The organism is Actinomadura vinacea, from assembly GCF_039532545.1.
In the GTDB taxonomy this organism is placed as follows: Bacteria; Actinomycetota; Actinomycetes; order Streptosporangiales; family Streptosporangiaceae; genus Spirillospora; species Spirillospora vinacea.
The window spans coordinates 844,930-859,230 of record NZ_BAAARW010000012.1 but is presented as its reverse complement, the minus strand read 5'-3'; the positions used below and the strand labels follow the sequence as shown (position 1 = coordinate 859,230).

10 protein-coding genes and 1 tRNA gene are annotated in these 14,301 nt (G+C 69.9%); 10 read left to right on the top strand and 1 reads right to left on the bottom strand.

Annotation, left to right across the window (positions count from 1 at the left end; genetic code table 11):
* The first annotated feature begins 47 nt into the window (after positions 1 to 47).
* The 3 genes from ABD340_RS19250 (at position 48) to ABD340_RS19240 (ending at position 5,386) form a co-directional block, all read left to right on the top strand.
* Entirely contained in the window at positions 48 to 1,307 is a 1,260-nt protein-coding gene (locus ABD340_RS19250) for an ABC transporter substrate-binding protein (RefSeq protein WP_344590357.1), read from the top strand.
* Positions 1,308 to 1,310: 3 nt separating this feature from the next.
* A complete protein-coding gene (locus ABD340_RS19245; protein ID WP_486303562.1) occupies positions 1,311 to 4,172 on the top strand; it encodes a family 78 glycoside hydrolase catalytic domain in 2,862 nt (953 codons plus the stop codon).
* 911 nt (positions 4,173 to 5,083) lie between these two features.
* Positions 5,084 to 5,386: a hypothetical protein gene (locus tag ABD340_RS19240; protein ID WP_344590355.1), complete on the top strand. Its 303-nt coding sequence runs from the start codon at positions 5,084 to 5,086 to the stop codon at positions 5,384 to 5,386.
* A 59-nt stretch (positions 5,387 to 5,445) separates the two neighbouring features.
* On the opposite strand, the gene ABD340_RS19235 is transcribed toward ABD340_RS19240, so the two are convergent.
* Positions 5,446 to 5,517, bottom strand: a tRNA-Arg gene (locus ABD340_RS19235).
* 131 nt (positions 5,518 to 5,648) lie between these two features.
* Here ABD340_RS19235 and ABD340_RS19230 point away from each other — a divergent pair.
* From ABD340_RS19230 to rho, 7 genes are all read left to right on the top strand, one after another.
* Complete coding sequence (locus tag ABD340_RS19230; RefSeq protein ID WP_344590746.1) at positions 5,649 to 6,011, top strand: response regulator transcription factor; 363 nt, start codon at positions 5,649 to 5,651, stop codon at positions 6,009 to 6,011.
* Positions 6,012 to 6,365: 354 nt separating this feature from the next.
* A complete protein-coding gene (locus ABD340_RS19225) occupies positions 6,366 to 6,707 on the top strand; it encodes a DALR anticodon-binding domain-containing protein (RefSeq protein WP_344590354.1) in 342 nt (113 codons plus the stop codon).
* Positions 6,704 to 8,095, top strand: a complete 1,392-nt coding sequence (gene lysA, locus ABD340_RS19220; RefSeq protein ID WP_344590353.1) for a diaminopimelate decarboxylase — start codon at positions 6,704 to 6,706, stop codon at positions 8,093 to 8,095. Before ABD340_RS19225 ends, lysA begins: the two co-directional genes overlap by 4 nt.
* Positions 8,096 to 8,118: 23 nt before the next feature.
* Positions 8,119 to 9,408, top strand: coding sequence for a homoserine dehydrogenase (locus ABD340_RS19215; protein WP_344590745.1), 1,290 nt, complete (start codon positions 8,119 to 8,121; stop codon positions 9,406 to 9,408).
* Positions 9,409 to 9,667: 259 nt separating this feature from the next.
* Complete coding sequence (gene thrC, locus ABD340_RS19210) at positions 9,668 to 10,735, top strand: threonine synthase (protein WP_344590352.1); 1,068 nt, start codon at positions 9,668 to 9,670, stop codon at positions 10,733 to 10,735.
* On the top strand, positions 10,732 to 11,703 hold the full coding sequence (gene thrB / locus ABD340_RS19205; protein ID WP_344590351.1) for a homoserine kinase: 972 nt from the start codon (positions 10,732 to 10,734) through the stop codon (positions 11,701 to 11,703). The genes thrC and thrB overlap by 4 nt, the downstream gene beginning before the upstream one ends.
* A 423-nt stretch (positions 11,704 to 12,126) precedes the next feature.
* Positions 12,127 to 14,202, top strand: a complete 2,076-nt coding sequence (rho, locus tag ABD340_RS19200; RefSeq protein ID WP_344590350.1) for a transcription termination factor Rho — start codon at positions 12,127 to 12,129, stop codon at positions 14,200 to 14,202.
* Positions 14,203 to 14,301: the final 99 nt, after the last annotated feature.

Genomic DNA, 14,301 nt, shown 5'->3' with positions numbered 1-14,301 from the left:
CCGCCGTTTTCCGTCCACCACCCCGTTACCCCCGAGGAGGACTCCAGATGAGTCCCGTCCCACGGCTCACGGCCGCCCTGGCCGCGGGCGCTCTCATGACCAGCGCGTGCAGCAGCGGCACCAACGCCTCCGGCGGATCGGACACCCTGCGCGTCGCCGCGGTGGCCACCGACCGCGCCGGCACCGAGGCCGTCCTGAAGGCGTTCAAGGCCAAGAACCCCGGCGTGGAGTTCACCACCTCCTACTCCGACACCGACCAGTACCAGGGCACCCTGCGCACCCAGCTGTCCTCGGGCACCGCACCCGACGTCTTCTTCGCCTGGCCCGGCAACGGCAACCCAGGCGCCATCGAGGTGCTCGCCCCCACCGGCTACCTCGCCGACCTGTCCGCACGCCCCTGGACCTCGCGGATCCCCGCCGGGATCAAACCGGTGACCCAGGTCGCCGGCAGGACCTACATCGTGCCGCTCACCTTCGTCGGCATCGGCGGCCTCTACAACAAGAAGGCCATGGACGAGGTCGGCGCCGGGCCCCCGGCGACCTGGCGCGAGCTGCTGGCGTTCTGCGACGCGGCCAAGTCCAAGGGCAAGGTCGCCTTCGCCCTCGGCAACCAGACCGACTGGGTCACCCAGCTCGTCGACTACGCCCTGGTCCCCACCACCGTTTACGCCGGGAACCAGAACTTCGACCAGCGAATGAAGGCGGGCTCGGCGACCTTCGCCGGTTCGGGCTGGAAGACCGCCATGGACAAGTACCTGGAGATGAACGAGCGCGGGTGCTTCTCCAAGGATCCACTGGGCACCTCGTTCGAGACCGCGGTGTCCCAACTGGCCAAGGGCGAAGCGGTCGCCGCGATCCAGGTCACCTCCACGCTCAACCAGGTCAAGTCCGAAGCCCCGCAGGGCAGCGCGTTCGGTCTCTTTCCCGTTCCCGCCACCGACAACGCCGACCAGACCCGCATGCCCGGCGCGGCCGGCGGCGCCTTCGCGATGAACGCCAAGGCCAAGAACCCCGAACTCGCCACCAGGTTCATCGACTTCCTCGCCACCCCCGAGGCCATGAACCTGTACGCGGGCGCCACCGGCAACCTGCCCAGCATCCCCAACGACCGGTTCAAACTCGACCCCACCCTGCAGCCGCTGGTCGACTTCCAGAAAGCGAACAAGACCGTCCCGTTCATGGACCAGCTCTGGCCCAACCCCAAGGTGCAACAGGCCCACTTCACCGGTGTCCAGAACATGTTCGCCGGCAAGGCCGACCCGACCACCGTCCTCCGCCAGATGGACCAGGCCTACAAGGACAAGTGAGGAATCGGAGGTCACCGCCCGGGGGCGAAGACAGCCTGCCCGGCCGACCGGCAGACCGCCTACGAGATACAGGCGGCCGAGAGCGTACAGAAACTCAGGGCCGGTGACCTGATCTGGAAGACGGGGCGCGTCAACGGTGCCCGGCAACGCGTGACCTTCGGCCATGAGCTGCACTCCCGCGACACGGTCGCCTGGCGGGTACGGGCCTGGGACGCCGACCGGCGGCCCTCCCAGTGGTCGGCCCCGGCCACCTGGTCGATGGGCCTCCTCCAGCAGGGCGACTGGGGCGCCGCCCGGTGGATCGACTACCCCGACCGTGCCGAGAACCAGCCGATGCCCATCTTCGCCCGCCGGTTCGACGTGCCGCGCGGCAAGAAGGTCGCCAAGGCCCGCCTGTACCTGTCGGGCGTCGGGCTGCACCACGCCACGGTCAACGGTAAGGAACTGACCGACGAGGTGCTGGCGCCCGGCAACTCCAACTACCAACTCTCCAGTGAATACCGCACCTACGACCTCACCAGCCTTGTCCGCAACGGCGGCAACACCGTCCTGGCCGCCGACGCCGCGGCCGGAGCCACCACGGTGAAGCTCAACGACGTGACCGGATACCACGTCGGCGGCACCATCAACATCGACACCGGCGACGGCGGTGACCGCCTGGAGTCCCGCAAGATCACCGCAATCGGCACGGCCGGCGCCGACGGGACCGGCATCACCTTCACGCCTGCGCTCTCGAGCGCGCACGCGGCCGGCGCCAAGGCCACCGGCTCGGGCAACAACATCGCCGCCGGCGACGCCTCCGCCGGAGCCGCGGTGACGCCGCGCCTCATCGGCCGCATGGAGATCACCTACAGCGACGGCGGCGGGAACGTCATCGTCACCGACCGGTCCTGGCGCACAGCCCCGGGCCCCCTGGTCACCGACGCCTGGTACTCGGGATCGGACTACGACGCCCGCCGTGAGCAGCCCGGCTGGAACCTGCCCGGTGCGAACCTGACTCCCTCCGCCAAACGGCGCGACGGCTCGGCCATGGGATGGACCAGTGCGGGCATCGCCCCACCGCCCAATCTCGCAACCCGACTGGTGGCGCGGACCGCCGAGCCGATCGTCGTCCAGGAGGAGCTGACGCCGGTCAAGATGACCAATCCCGCCCCCGGCACCTGGGTGTTCGACTTCGGGCAGAACATCGTCGGCCGGCCCAAGCTCGACCTGGGCAGGCTCCCGGCCGGCACGACGGTGAAGGTGGCCCCGGCAGAGTCCCTCAACGCCGACGGCACCGTCGACCAGGCCTCACTCATGGGCGGCGGCGGATCCCGCGGCACCGACCTGTTCAACACCTACACCGCCCACGGCGGCCGCCAGGGCGAGTCCTGGCAGCCCGGCTTCAACTACTTCGGCATGCAGTGGGTTCAGGTCACCGGGCTGCCGGCGGGACACAAGCCGAACCGCAAGCTCGTCACCGGCGTCCGCCTGCAGGCCGACACACCCGCCGCGAGCACCTTCACCAGCTCGAACGGGCGCATCAACCGCATCCACAAGATGGCGCGCCACTCCTTCGCCGGCAACATCATGTCGGTCTTCACCGACTGCCCCGGCCGCGAGAAGCTGTCCTACCCGGCCGACTACACCATGCCGATGGGCGCCATCCACCGCGACTTCGAGCTCGCCGCCTACATGCGCACCACCATGAGGCACCTGGTCGAAGGCCAGTCGATCGCCGACACGCCCATGGCCGGGAACGTGGCGCTGAAGACCCCCGTGTACGACTGGGGCTACTCCGGTCGCTTCGGTGATGAGATCAACTGGGGCGACGCCATCGTCCTGGTGCCGTCCTTCCTGTACGAGCTGTACGGCGACACCCAGACGATGTCCACCTATTACGACCGCATGGTCAAGTACATCGACTACATCCGGCGCGAGAAGGCCGGGACCGGCGCCGACGAGCAGATCGTCGACGCCGCACTGGCCGACTGGGTGGCCGCCGATCAGACCTCCGGCCGCATCACCGGCACCTGGGGCTACTACGTCATGATCAGCAAGATGGCCCGTATGGCCGAGCTGACCGGCCATGCCGCCGACGCCCGCACGTACCGGCAGCTCGCCCAAGACATCAGGCAGGCGTTCAACAAGGCGTTCTTCAACGACTCCCTGGGCCGCTACACCGCCACCGGCAACGAAGGAGCCACCCAGACCGCCCAGGCACTGGCCCTGGACGCGGGACTCGTACCGGACGACAAGCGCAAGGGCGTCCTGGACGCCCTGGTCGAACTCGTCTACGCCTTCCACCCCAACGGCGACGGCCCGCACTTCAGCGGCGGCACCATCGGCATGGCCCCCACCATCCGCGCCCTGGCCGAAGGCGACCGCGACGACGTCCTGTGGGATCTCCTTCACGAGAACGACCAGCCCAGCTACGGCTACTTCATGGAGTCCACCACCGCCAATCCCGGCGGCATGACCACCATCGGCGAACGCTGGACCCGCGGCGACTCCAAGAACCACATGATCCTCGCCCAGGTCGAAGAATGGTTCCAGTCCCACCTGGCCGGCATCCGTCCGGCCACCGGCTCCACCGCCTACGAAAAGCTGATCATCCAGCCCAAGCCCGTAGGCGACCTGCGCTACGTCAAAGGCAGCTACAACACCCCCCAGGGCACCGCCCGCACCTCCTGGGCCAAGTCGGGCCACCGCTTCGAACTGGAGATCACCATCCCGGCCAACACCGGCGCCGAGATCTGGGTTCCCACCGACGGATACGACAACGTCCAGAAACCGGCCAGAGCGACCTTCCTGCGGACCGAAGGAAGGCACGCCGTCTACTCGGTGCCCTCGGGGCAATTCACCTTCACGGCAACGAACAAATAAACGTACGGCACTTGACAAGTCGCGCTGCCGTCTGGTGTCGCGAAAAATGTGAAGCCGACCGGCAGTACGTCTGAACGGCTGTTGCCGGTCGGCTCCACTGTACGACGCAGAATTTGCCGACTCCCTTATGCAGGCCGCGGCCCGTCCAGACACACGGCACCAGCGCCGTCCAGAACCCATACCCAGGTGGAGATCCCGAAGGGGATCTCACAGTCCAGAGCCGCGGCCCGAGGTTCAGGAGTCGTTCCGGTTCCTGGGGCGCCTCCGCGGAGGTGCGCGGTCGGCCCTCGCGTGGCGGCCCTCCACCGCGCCCGCTTCATGCCGCGATGCGGTGGAGGCTCGGGCTGGTTAGCGGGATGCCTTAGCGCCTGCCGTAATCCTCGACACGCTCCTTTTGCAGCCGTTCGCCATCAATGCAATCGCCACCAAAACAGATCCACAACATGAAGATCATCTGGGAAGACGAAGAAGGCGACGACCCCGAAGACCAGAGCAAACCTTGATCTTCAACTAACCCGGCATCCGCCCCATCCTGCCTCGGGTTTGGGGTTCTATCTGTATTGGGTCGCCCGGAAAAACATCGACCCTCCACGTGGCAGATCGCGGTGGAACCGGCGCGCAGCGGGCAGTGGGAATTCCATCCCGGGAAGGCTGTCAAGCCTGCAGAATGCCCAACAACATTCCTTCACCCCCGCCAAGTGATCAACCTGGATTCTTCAGCGGTGTTGGGGGTTGAGTGAGTCCGACTTCATCCAGCCTTGTGGTGGAGGGTGAGGATGGCTTGAACGATGCCGGTCAGGCGGCTGGGTGAGCAGCGGAAGAGCACCAGGCCGCTGTGAAGGTCACCCGCAAGGCCATCAACGAGCTCACAGCGGCGGGAGCGACTGATCGCCAGTCTCGAACATGTCGAGGTGCCGGACCCCGAGTTCACCCGCGACGTCAACGCCCGAGCCGCTCAGCTCAGCGCCGAACGCGACGAGAAGAAGGCCAAGCTCGCCGAGTTGGAAAACACCCGTCCCATCCGCCAGTGCCCCGACCTTCTCAACAAGATCCCGACGGGAAGCATCGATCTCGGCCAGGTTCCAGAGGCGACGTTGCGGAAGCTGTTTCGAGGCGTTCCGGCTGGAGATGCGCTACGACCGCAAGGCCAACAAGGTGCTCTGCCAGGTGACCATCACGCCCGAGGTGATTCCCGCTCAGCGAGAGGCGGCTGAGGACAGCCTAAAAGATCAAAAGCCCGCACACGATGATGATCGTGCACGGGTCTGTGGGGCGCCCCCTGCAGGATTCGAACCTGCGCACACGGCTCCGGAGGCCGTTGCTCTATCCCCTGAGCTAAGGGGGCCTGCGCCCTGGTCGTTCGGCGCGAGAAGAAGGCTACCAGGGTTGGGGACCACGCGCGCACCTGGACGGTTCGCTGTGCGTTGCCGTGCGGAGTCGACTAACTTCGTGGCCGTGACCGAGCCCCTGGGACGCGTGCTCGTCGTCGATGACGATGAGGTGATACGCCAGCTCATCGCCGTGAACCTGCAGCTTGAAGGGTTTGATGTGGTGACCGCGGTGGACGGTCAGGACTGCCTGGAGAAGGTCCGGGGGGCCTGCCCGGACGTGATCACGCTCGATGTGATGATGCCGCGGCTGGACGGGTGGGGGACCGCGATCCGGCTGCGGGAGGACGAGGAGACCCGGCACATCAAGGTGGTGATGATCACGGCCAGGGCGCAGGAGCACGATGTCAGGAGGGGGTATGAGATCGGTGTCGACGCCTACGTGACCAAGCCCTTCGACCCCAACCAGCTGATCCAGACGGTGCGGAAGCTGGCGGCGGCGTCCACATAGTGGTCGGATAGTCTCACCAGAGTGACTCCGGCCGAGGTGAATGCTGCCCTCATGGGTGCGGTGGGCGAGGTGGGCCCGCCTGACCTGGGGCTTCGGTGTCTGGGGGCGGGGATCTACGGTAGTCCCGCGGCGTTGCGTACCGGGGTGGATGCTCGGGTGCTCGCCGGCCGACTCGAGAAGGTCCCCGGGATCGCCCGGGTGGACGTGGACGGGGGGTTCCTCCGGATCGCCGTTGCGTGCCCTGGGGATTTGGCGGCGGACGTCGTGGCCGAGGGGGAACGTTACGGGTGGGGATCGGTTCGTTCCTTTTCGTGGCCCGATCGGCCTCGGACATTTGAAAACCCTGGGTTTCGGGTGCGGTACGCGTTCGCGCGCGCGGCGGCCGTGGGGCGGCGCGCCCGGGATTTCGGGATGCGCGGCGGACGGCCCGTGGGGCTGGAGCGGCCGGAAGAGCAGGCGTTGCTCGCCTTGTTGGGGGAGATGCCCGGATGGGCCCGCCACGGTGAGTTGTCGGGGTTTCTGGTGCGTCTCGCGGACGGCTTCCACGACGTTTACGAGCGGTGCCCGGCGCTGCCCCAGGGTGAGGAGAAACCAGGGGCGGTGCACGCCGCGCGGATCACGCTGGCGGAGGCGGCGCGCATCGCCCTGAGCAACGGCCTGAAGATGATCGGTGAAATCCCTAGAGAGCGACTATGAGCAGAGTTCACCCGGCCGGACCGCGGCACGCCGACGTCCTGCCCGAAGAACACCCGCTGCCTCCGGCGGAGGACCTGAATGTGCTGGATCCGCACATCTGGCCCCGCGGCGCCAAGCGCGAGGACGGCGTGGTGACGATCGGCGGCCTCGACGTGCGCGACCTGGCCCGGGAGTACGGGACGCCGCTGTTCGTCTATGACGAGGAGGACGTGCGGTCGCGCGCGCGGGAGTACGTGACCGCGTTCCATGACGGCGACGTCCACTATGCGGGCAAGGCTTTCCTGTGCACGGCGGTCGCCCGGTGGCTCAAGGAGGAGGGGCTCGGGCTGGACGTGTGCAGCGGGGGAGAGCTCGCGGTGGCGCTGGCCGCGGATTTCCCCGCCGAGCGCATCACCATGCACGGGAGCAACAAGTCGGTCGGGGAGCTGGAGCGTGCGGTCGAGGTGGGGGTCGGACGCATTGTGCTCGACTCCTTCCAGGAGATCGCGCGGGTCGGATACCTGGCCAAGGAGAAGGGCGTGCGGGCCAAGGTGATGGTGCGGGTCACCACGGGTGTGGAGGCGCACACGCACGAGTTCATCGCGACCGCACATGATGATCAGAAGTTCGGTTTCTCCCGGAGTTCGGGGGCGGCCCTGGAGGCCGTCCGGAGGGTGCTGGAGCTCCAGCAGCTGGAACTGGTGGGACTGCACTCCCATATCGGTTCGCAGATCTTTGAAACCGACGGTTTCGAAGTTGCGGCGCACCGCCTGGCGCAGCTCCTGGTGGCCATCCGGGACGAGCACGGGATCGAGCTCCCCGAGCTGGACCTCGGCGGCGGCTACGGGATCGCCTACGTGCCGGGCGACGAGCCGCACGACCCCAAGGACCTGGCGGACGGGCTGCGCTCGATCGTGAGCCGCGAGTGCAAGGCGTACGGGCTCGCGATGCCGCGGCTGACCGTCGAGCCGGGCCGGGCGATCATCGGCCCGGGCGGGGTCACGCTGTACGAGGTCGGCACCGTCAAGGACGTGGAGGGCCTGCGCACCTACGTCTCTGTCGACGGGGGCATGAGCGACAACCTCCGAACCGCCCTGTACGGCGCCGAATACACCTGCGTGCTGGCGAGCCGGTCGTCCGACTCCGGCCCGATGCTCGGCAGACTTGTCGGCAAGCACTGCGAAAGCGGCGATATCGTCGTGCGAGACCTGTGGCTGCCCGAAGATCTTGCGGCGGGAGACCTGGTGGCGGTCGCGGCGACCGGTGCGTACTGTCGATCAATGGCCAGTAACTACAACTTCGTTCCGAAGCCGGCGGTGGTGGCGGTGCGGAACGGCGCGTCGCGGGTCATCGTCCGCCGGGAGACCCAGGACGACCTGTTGCGGCTTGATGCGGAGGTTGGAGCGTGAAACCCGAACGGGGCCCGCTGCGGGTGGCGCTGCTGGGATGCGGCGTCGTCGGCTCGGAGGTCGTGCGGCTGCTGCGCGAGCAGGCGGCCGATCTGACCGCGCGGGTCGGGGTCCCCCTGGAGGTGGCCGGGATCGCGGTGCGGCGGCTGGACCGGGTCCGCGAGGGCATCGACCCGGCGCTGCTCACCACCGACGCGCAGGCCCTGGTCACGCGGGACGACGTGGACCTGGTGGTGGAGGTGATCGGCGGCATCGAGCCGGCCCGGTCGCTGATGCTGGAGGCGATGAAGGCCGGCAAGTCGGTGATCACCGCCAACAAGGCGCTGCTGGCCGAGGACGGCGAGACGCTGTTCGCCGCGGCCCGCGAGTGCGGCGCCGACCTGTACTACGAGGCCGCGGTGGCCGGGGCGATCCCGCTGCTGCGCCCGCTGCGCGAGTCGCTGGTCGGCGATCACGTGCACCGGGTGCTGGGCATCGTGAACGGCACCACCAACTACATCCTCGACCAGATGGACACCCACGGCGCGGGTTTCAACGACGCGCTGGAGGAGGCCCAGGCGCTCGGCTTCGCGGAGGCCGACCCGACCGCGGACGTGGAGGGTTTCGACGCGGCGGCCAAGGCGGCGATCCTGGCGCAGCTGGCGTTCCACACCCCGGTCACCGCCGCCGACGTGCACCGGGAGGGGATCACCGAGGTCACCGCGGCGGACGTGGCGGGCGCTGAGGAGATGGACAGCGTGGTCAAGCTGCTGGCCATCTGCGAGCGCGTCCCGGCCGAGGACGGCCGGAACGGCGGGCGCGGCGTCTCGGTCCGGGTCTACCCGGCGATGATCCCGCGCTCGCATCCGCTGGCCAGCGTGCGCGGGGCCTACAACGCGGTTTTCGTCGAGGCCGAATCGGCGGGCCCGCTGATGTTCTACGGGGCGGGCGCCGGCGGCGCCCCGACCGCGTCGGCGATCCTCGGCGACCTGGTCGCGGTGGCCCGCAACCTGGTCGCCGGCAGCCGCGGGCCGGTCGAGGTGACCTACGCCAAGCTGCCCGTCCTGCCGATGGGCGAGACGATCACGCGCTACTACGTGCAGCTGGACGTGGCCGACAGGTCCGGCGTGCTGGCCGCGGTCGCCGAGGAGTTCGCCCGGCACGAGGTCTCCATCCAGGCGGTCCGCCAGGAGGGGCTCGGCGACGACGCCCAGCTCGTCGTGGTCACCCACCGCGCGCCGGACGCCGCCCTGTCGGCGACCGTGGAACGGCTCCGCAAGCTCGACATCGTCCGCGAGGTGGCCAGCGTCATGCGGGTCGAGGGCGAGGACTGACCCCGGACCCGGAATGGGGCGGTCCTGCCCGCACCGGTGATAGCATTCCGGTGCCTGAGCAGCGAAAGCTGCGATGATCGGGCCTACCGCCGGGCTGGCGGGATGTTAGGTCTGTGGAGCTTGTGTAAGACCGTGGGCGGCACACCGTCCCTTGCTGGTAGCCCCAGGCGGCGACGGGCTGTGAAGCAGAACACCCGACCCGTGAGGGGAGGAATCCCCCTCGTTTACGAGGGGGGTGAGGTCAACTGAGGAGATCGACGTGAACCCGACCGTCCGCACCTGGCGCGGTCTCATCGAGGAGTACCGCGACCGCCTTCCGGTGACGGACGCGACTCCGGTCGTCACCTTGCAGGAGGGCGGGACGCCGCTGCTGCCCGCCCTCCGCGTGTCCCAGCTCACCGGCTGCGAGGTGTTCCTCAAGGTCGAGGGCGCCAATCCGACCGGGTCGTTCAAGGACCGCGGGATGACGATGGCGATCAGCAAGGCCGCCGAGGACGGCGCCAAGGCGGTGATCTGCGCCTCCACCGGCAACACCTCGGCCTCGGCCGCCGCCTACGCGGTCCGGGCCGGGATGACCTGCGCCGTGCTGGTGCCGCAAGGCAAGATCGCGATGGGCAAGCTGGCGCAGGCGCTGGTGCACGGCGCCCGGCTGCTCCAGGTCGACGGCAACTTCGACGACTGCCTGGAGCTGGCCCGCAAGCTGTCGGTGGACTACCCGGTGGCGCTGGTCAACTCGGTCAACAAGTACCGGCTGCAGGGGCAGAAGACCGCCGCGTTCGAGATCGTGGACGCGCTCGGCGACGCCCCCGACGTGCACTGCCTGCCGGTCGGCAACGCCGGCAACATCTCCGCGTACTGGATGGGCTACAAGGAGTACGGGGCCGACGAGGTCGCGTCCAGGACCCCGCGGATGCTGGGGTTCCAGGCCAGCGGGGCGGCGCCGTTCGTCAAGGGCGAGCCGGTGCTGAAGCCGCAGACGATCGCCACCGCGATCCGGATCGGCAACCCCGCGTCCTGGGATCTGGCGATCGCGGCGCGGGACGAGTCCGGCGGCGCGATCGACTCGGTCACCGACCGGCAGATCCTGCGCGCGTACCGGCTGCTGGCGGCGGAGGAGGGCGTGTTCGTCGAGCCCGCCTCGGCGGCGAGCGTGGCGGGGCTGCTGCAGGCCGTCGAGGGCGGCGTGGTGGAGCGGGGTTCGAAGGTGGTCTGCACGGTGACGGGGAACGGTCTGAAGGACCCCGACTGGGCGATCTCGGGCGCGCCCGCCCCGACCACCGTCAAGGTGGACGCGCACATGGCCGCGTCCGCGCTGGGCCTGGCGTGACCGTCCGGGAACCCGGCGCCGCCGTGCGGGGCTGGGCCGAGGCGCCCGTCCTGGTGCGGACGCCGGCGACCAGTGCCAATCTCGGGCCCGGGTTCGACTCGCTGGGCCTGGCGCTGACGCTGTACGACGACGTCGAGGTCGCGGTGACCGGCGGCGGGCTGGAGATCGAGGTGGACGGCGAGGGCGCCGAGGTCGCCGACCGCGGCGAGGGGCACCTCATCGTGACCGTCCTGCGGCGCGCCTTCGCCGAGCTGGACGCCCTGGCGGGGACCGATCCAGGCCGGCCGCCGGGGCTGCGGCTGCGCTGCGTGAACCGGATCCCGCACAGCCGCGGGCTCGGGTCGTCGTCCGCCGCGATCGTGGCGGGGATCGTCGCGGCGCGGCACCTGCACCCCGCGGGCGCCCGGCTGGACGACGCCGCGGCGCTCCGGCTGGCCACCGAGATCGAGGGCCATCCCGACAACGTGGCGCCGTGCCTGGCGGGCGGGCTCACGATCGCCTGGACGGACGCGGGCGGCCCCCGTTCGGTACGGCTCGATCCGCGGTTGGACGAGGTCACGGCGCTGGTCCCGGAGCAGCGGCTGGCGACCGAGCAGGCCCGCGGGCTGCTGCCGGAGACCGTCCCGCACGGCGACGCGGCGGCCAACGCGGGCCGCGCCGCGCTGCTGATCGCGGCGCTTTCGGGGGGCCTCGGCGGGGACGTGCTGCTGGCGGCGACCGAGGACCGGCTGCACCAGGATCACCGGGCGCCCGCGATGCCGGAGTCGGCCGCGCTGGTGGCGCGGTTGCGCGCGGCGGGCCTTCCGGCGGTCATTTCCGGGGCAGGTCCTACTGTCCTGGTCTTCACAAGCGCCGCGCAAGTTGATTCGATGTGCGCGGAAGTGGGTAATGGCTGGCACATACACCCGCTGAACGTCGCCCCCGACGGAGCCCGCGTTCGGCACCACGGTTCCAGCCTCCGGCCCTGACCTTCTCGCGGGGCCGGACGGACCGATCCTGCTAGTAAAATGCGAAGACATCGACCTCTGGGGAATAGCAGTGCGCCCTGGTGATGTTAGGCTGATTGCCGCACCAGATGCCCCGTTCGGGGCCGTGTGCTCGTCAGCCGCGCGTCGCCTCTACGGCCCTCCGGCCGTGTCGGTCCCGCGTACTAGGCTTCCCGACACCGTGACATCCCGATGTCAGGCGTTTCAACGAACCAACTTCGGACGTGGCGGTACCGGGAACTCGCACGAGCGAACCGTCCCGACCACCATCTGGCTATGCCCAGAAATCGCGGAACGCGGTAAAACCGCGGGCCGCGGAGCCCGACTCGGCGCCCCCGCCGGGCCGCACTACCGGGTTGCCTGGCCGATCGCCGGCCTACACCCGCTCCCTGGGAAGGACCCTTAGTGAGCGAATCCAGCGAACTGCTTACGGACGCATCCAGCACGGCACCTGCCGCCGAGGCCGCGGCCGATGCTGCCGCGCCTGCCACCCCCCGGCGCCGCCGGACGGGCACCGGCCTTTCGGCGATGGTGCTGCCCGAGCTCAAGGCGCTCGCGTCCAGCCTCGGCATCACCGGTGTGACCGGGATGCGCAAGAGCCAGCTCATCGCCGCCATCCAGGAGAAGCAGGGCGGCGAGGGCCAGGGCTCGGGCGGGGGCGAGCAGGGAGCCGCTGGCCCGGCGAAGGCGGAGCGGCCGCGCCGGACCCGTTCCACCAAGCGCGATGCGGCCGAGGGCCAGGTGACCATCGCCGAGGCGGCCGCGGAGCAGCCGGCGGCGGAGCGGCCGGCCGGCGCGGGCGGGGGCGAGGCCAAGGGCGAGCCGCAGGGAGACGGCCAGGGCGAGGCCAAGGGCGCCGAGCGGGCCGAGAAGACCGACCGCGTCGAGAAGACCGACCGCGCCGAGCGGGCCGACAAGTCCGAGCGGTCCGAGCGGTCCGAGAAGAGCGAGGGCCGCCAGGAGCGGCAGGAGCGGCGCGACCGGGGCGAGCGCGGGGAGCGGGGCGACCGGCAGCAGGGCGGGCGCGAGTCCGGCCAGGGCGGCCGGTCCGACGACGACGGCGAGGGCCAGGGCGGCCGGGACGGCCGCGACGGCGGTCGCGAGGGCGGTCGGCAGCGCGGTCGCGGCCGGGAGCGCGGCGAGGGCCGTGACCAGGGCGGCCGGGACGGCGGTCGGGACGGCGGCCGGCAGCGCGGCGGCCAGGGCCAGGGCGGCCGGGACGGCCGGGACGCCCAGTCCGACGACGAGGACGGCGGCGGCCGGGGCCGGCGGGGCCGCCGGTTCCGCGAGCGCAACCGGGGCCGTGGCGGCCGCGAGCGCTACGAGGAGCCGGTGATCACCGAGGACGACGTGCTGATCCCGGTCGCGGGCATCCTCGACATCCTCGACAACTACGCGTTCGTGCGCACCACCGGCTACCTGCCCGGACCCAACGACGTGTACGTCTCGCTGGCGCAGGTCCGCAAGAACGGGCTGCGCAAGGGCGACGTCATCACCGGCGCGGTCCGCCAGGCCCGGGAGGGCGAGCGGCGGGAGAAGTTCAACGCGCTGGTCCGGCTCGACACCGTCAACGGGATGGAGCCCGAGCAGGCCAAGGGCCGCGTCGACTTCACCAAGCTGACCCCGCTGTACCCGCAGGAGCGGCTGCGGCTGGAGTCCGACCCGGGGATCCTCACCACGCGGATCATCGACCTGGTGTCGCCGATCGGCAAGGGGCAGCGCGGTCTGATCGTGTCGCCGCCCAAGGCCGGCAAGACGATGGTGCTGCAGTCGATCGCCAACGCGATCACCAAGAACAACCCCGAGTGCCACCTGATGGTCGTCCTGGTCGACGAGCGTCCCGAAGAGGTCACCGACATGCAGCGGTCGGTGAAGGGCGAGGTCATCCACTCGACCTTCGACCGTCCGGCCGAGGACCACACCACGGTCGCCGAGCTGGCGATCGAGCGGGCCAAGCGGCTCGTGGAGCTGGGCCACGACGTGGTCGTGCTGCTCGACTCGATCACCCGGCTGGGCCGGGCGTACAACCTGGCCGCCCCGGCGTCCGGGCGGATCCTGTCCGGTGGTGTCGACTCGACCGCGCTGTACCCGCCGAAGCGGTTCTTCGGCGCGGCCCGCAACATCGAGAACGGCGGCTCGCTGACCATCCTCGCCACCGCGCTGGTGGAGACCGGGTCCCGCATGGACGAGGTCATCTTCGAGGAGTTCAAGGGCACCGGCAACATGGAGCTCAAGCTCAACCGGCAGCTCGCCGACAAGCGGATCTTCCCCGCGGTGGACGTGGACGCGTCCGGCACCCGCAAGGAGGAGATCCTCATGGCGCCGGAGGAGCTGCGGGTGGTCTGGCAGCTGCGCCGGGTGCTGCACGCGCTCGACACGCAGCAGGCTCTGGAGCTGCTCATCGAGAAGATGAAGGAGACCAAGTCCAACGCCGAGTTCCTCCTGCAGGTGCAGAAGACCACGGTGGCGGACGACCGCTGACGGCGGCGCGTCCGTGCACGCGCCATGATGATCGCCTAACGGCTGGAAGAAGGGCCCGGCCCCGCGTACCACGCGCGGGCGCCGGGCCCTTCTCCATGC

What these genes read in the sequence shown, in the direction of transcription:
- ABD340_RS19250 (WP_344590357.1), top strand. Translation starts at nt 48, where the DNA reads ATGAGTCCCGTCCCACGGCTCACGGCCGCCCTGGCCGCGGGCGCTCTC.
- lysA (WP_344590353.1), top strand. Translation starts at nt 6,704, where the DNA reads ATGAGCAGAGTTCACCCGGCCGGACCGCGGCACGCCGACGTCCTGCCC.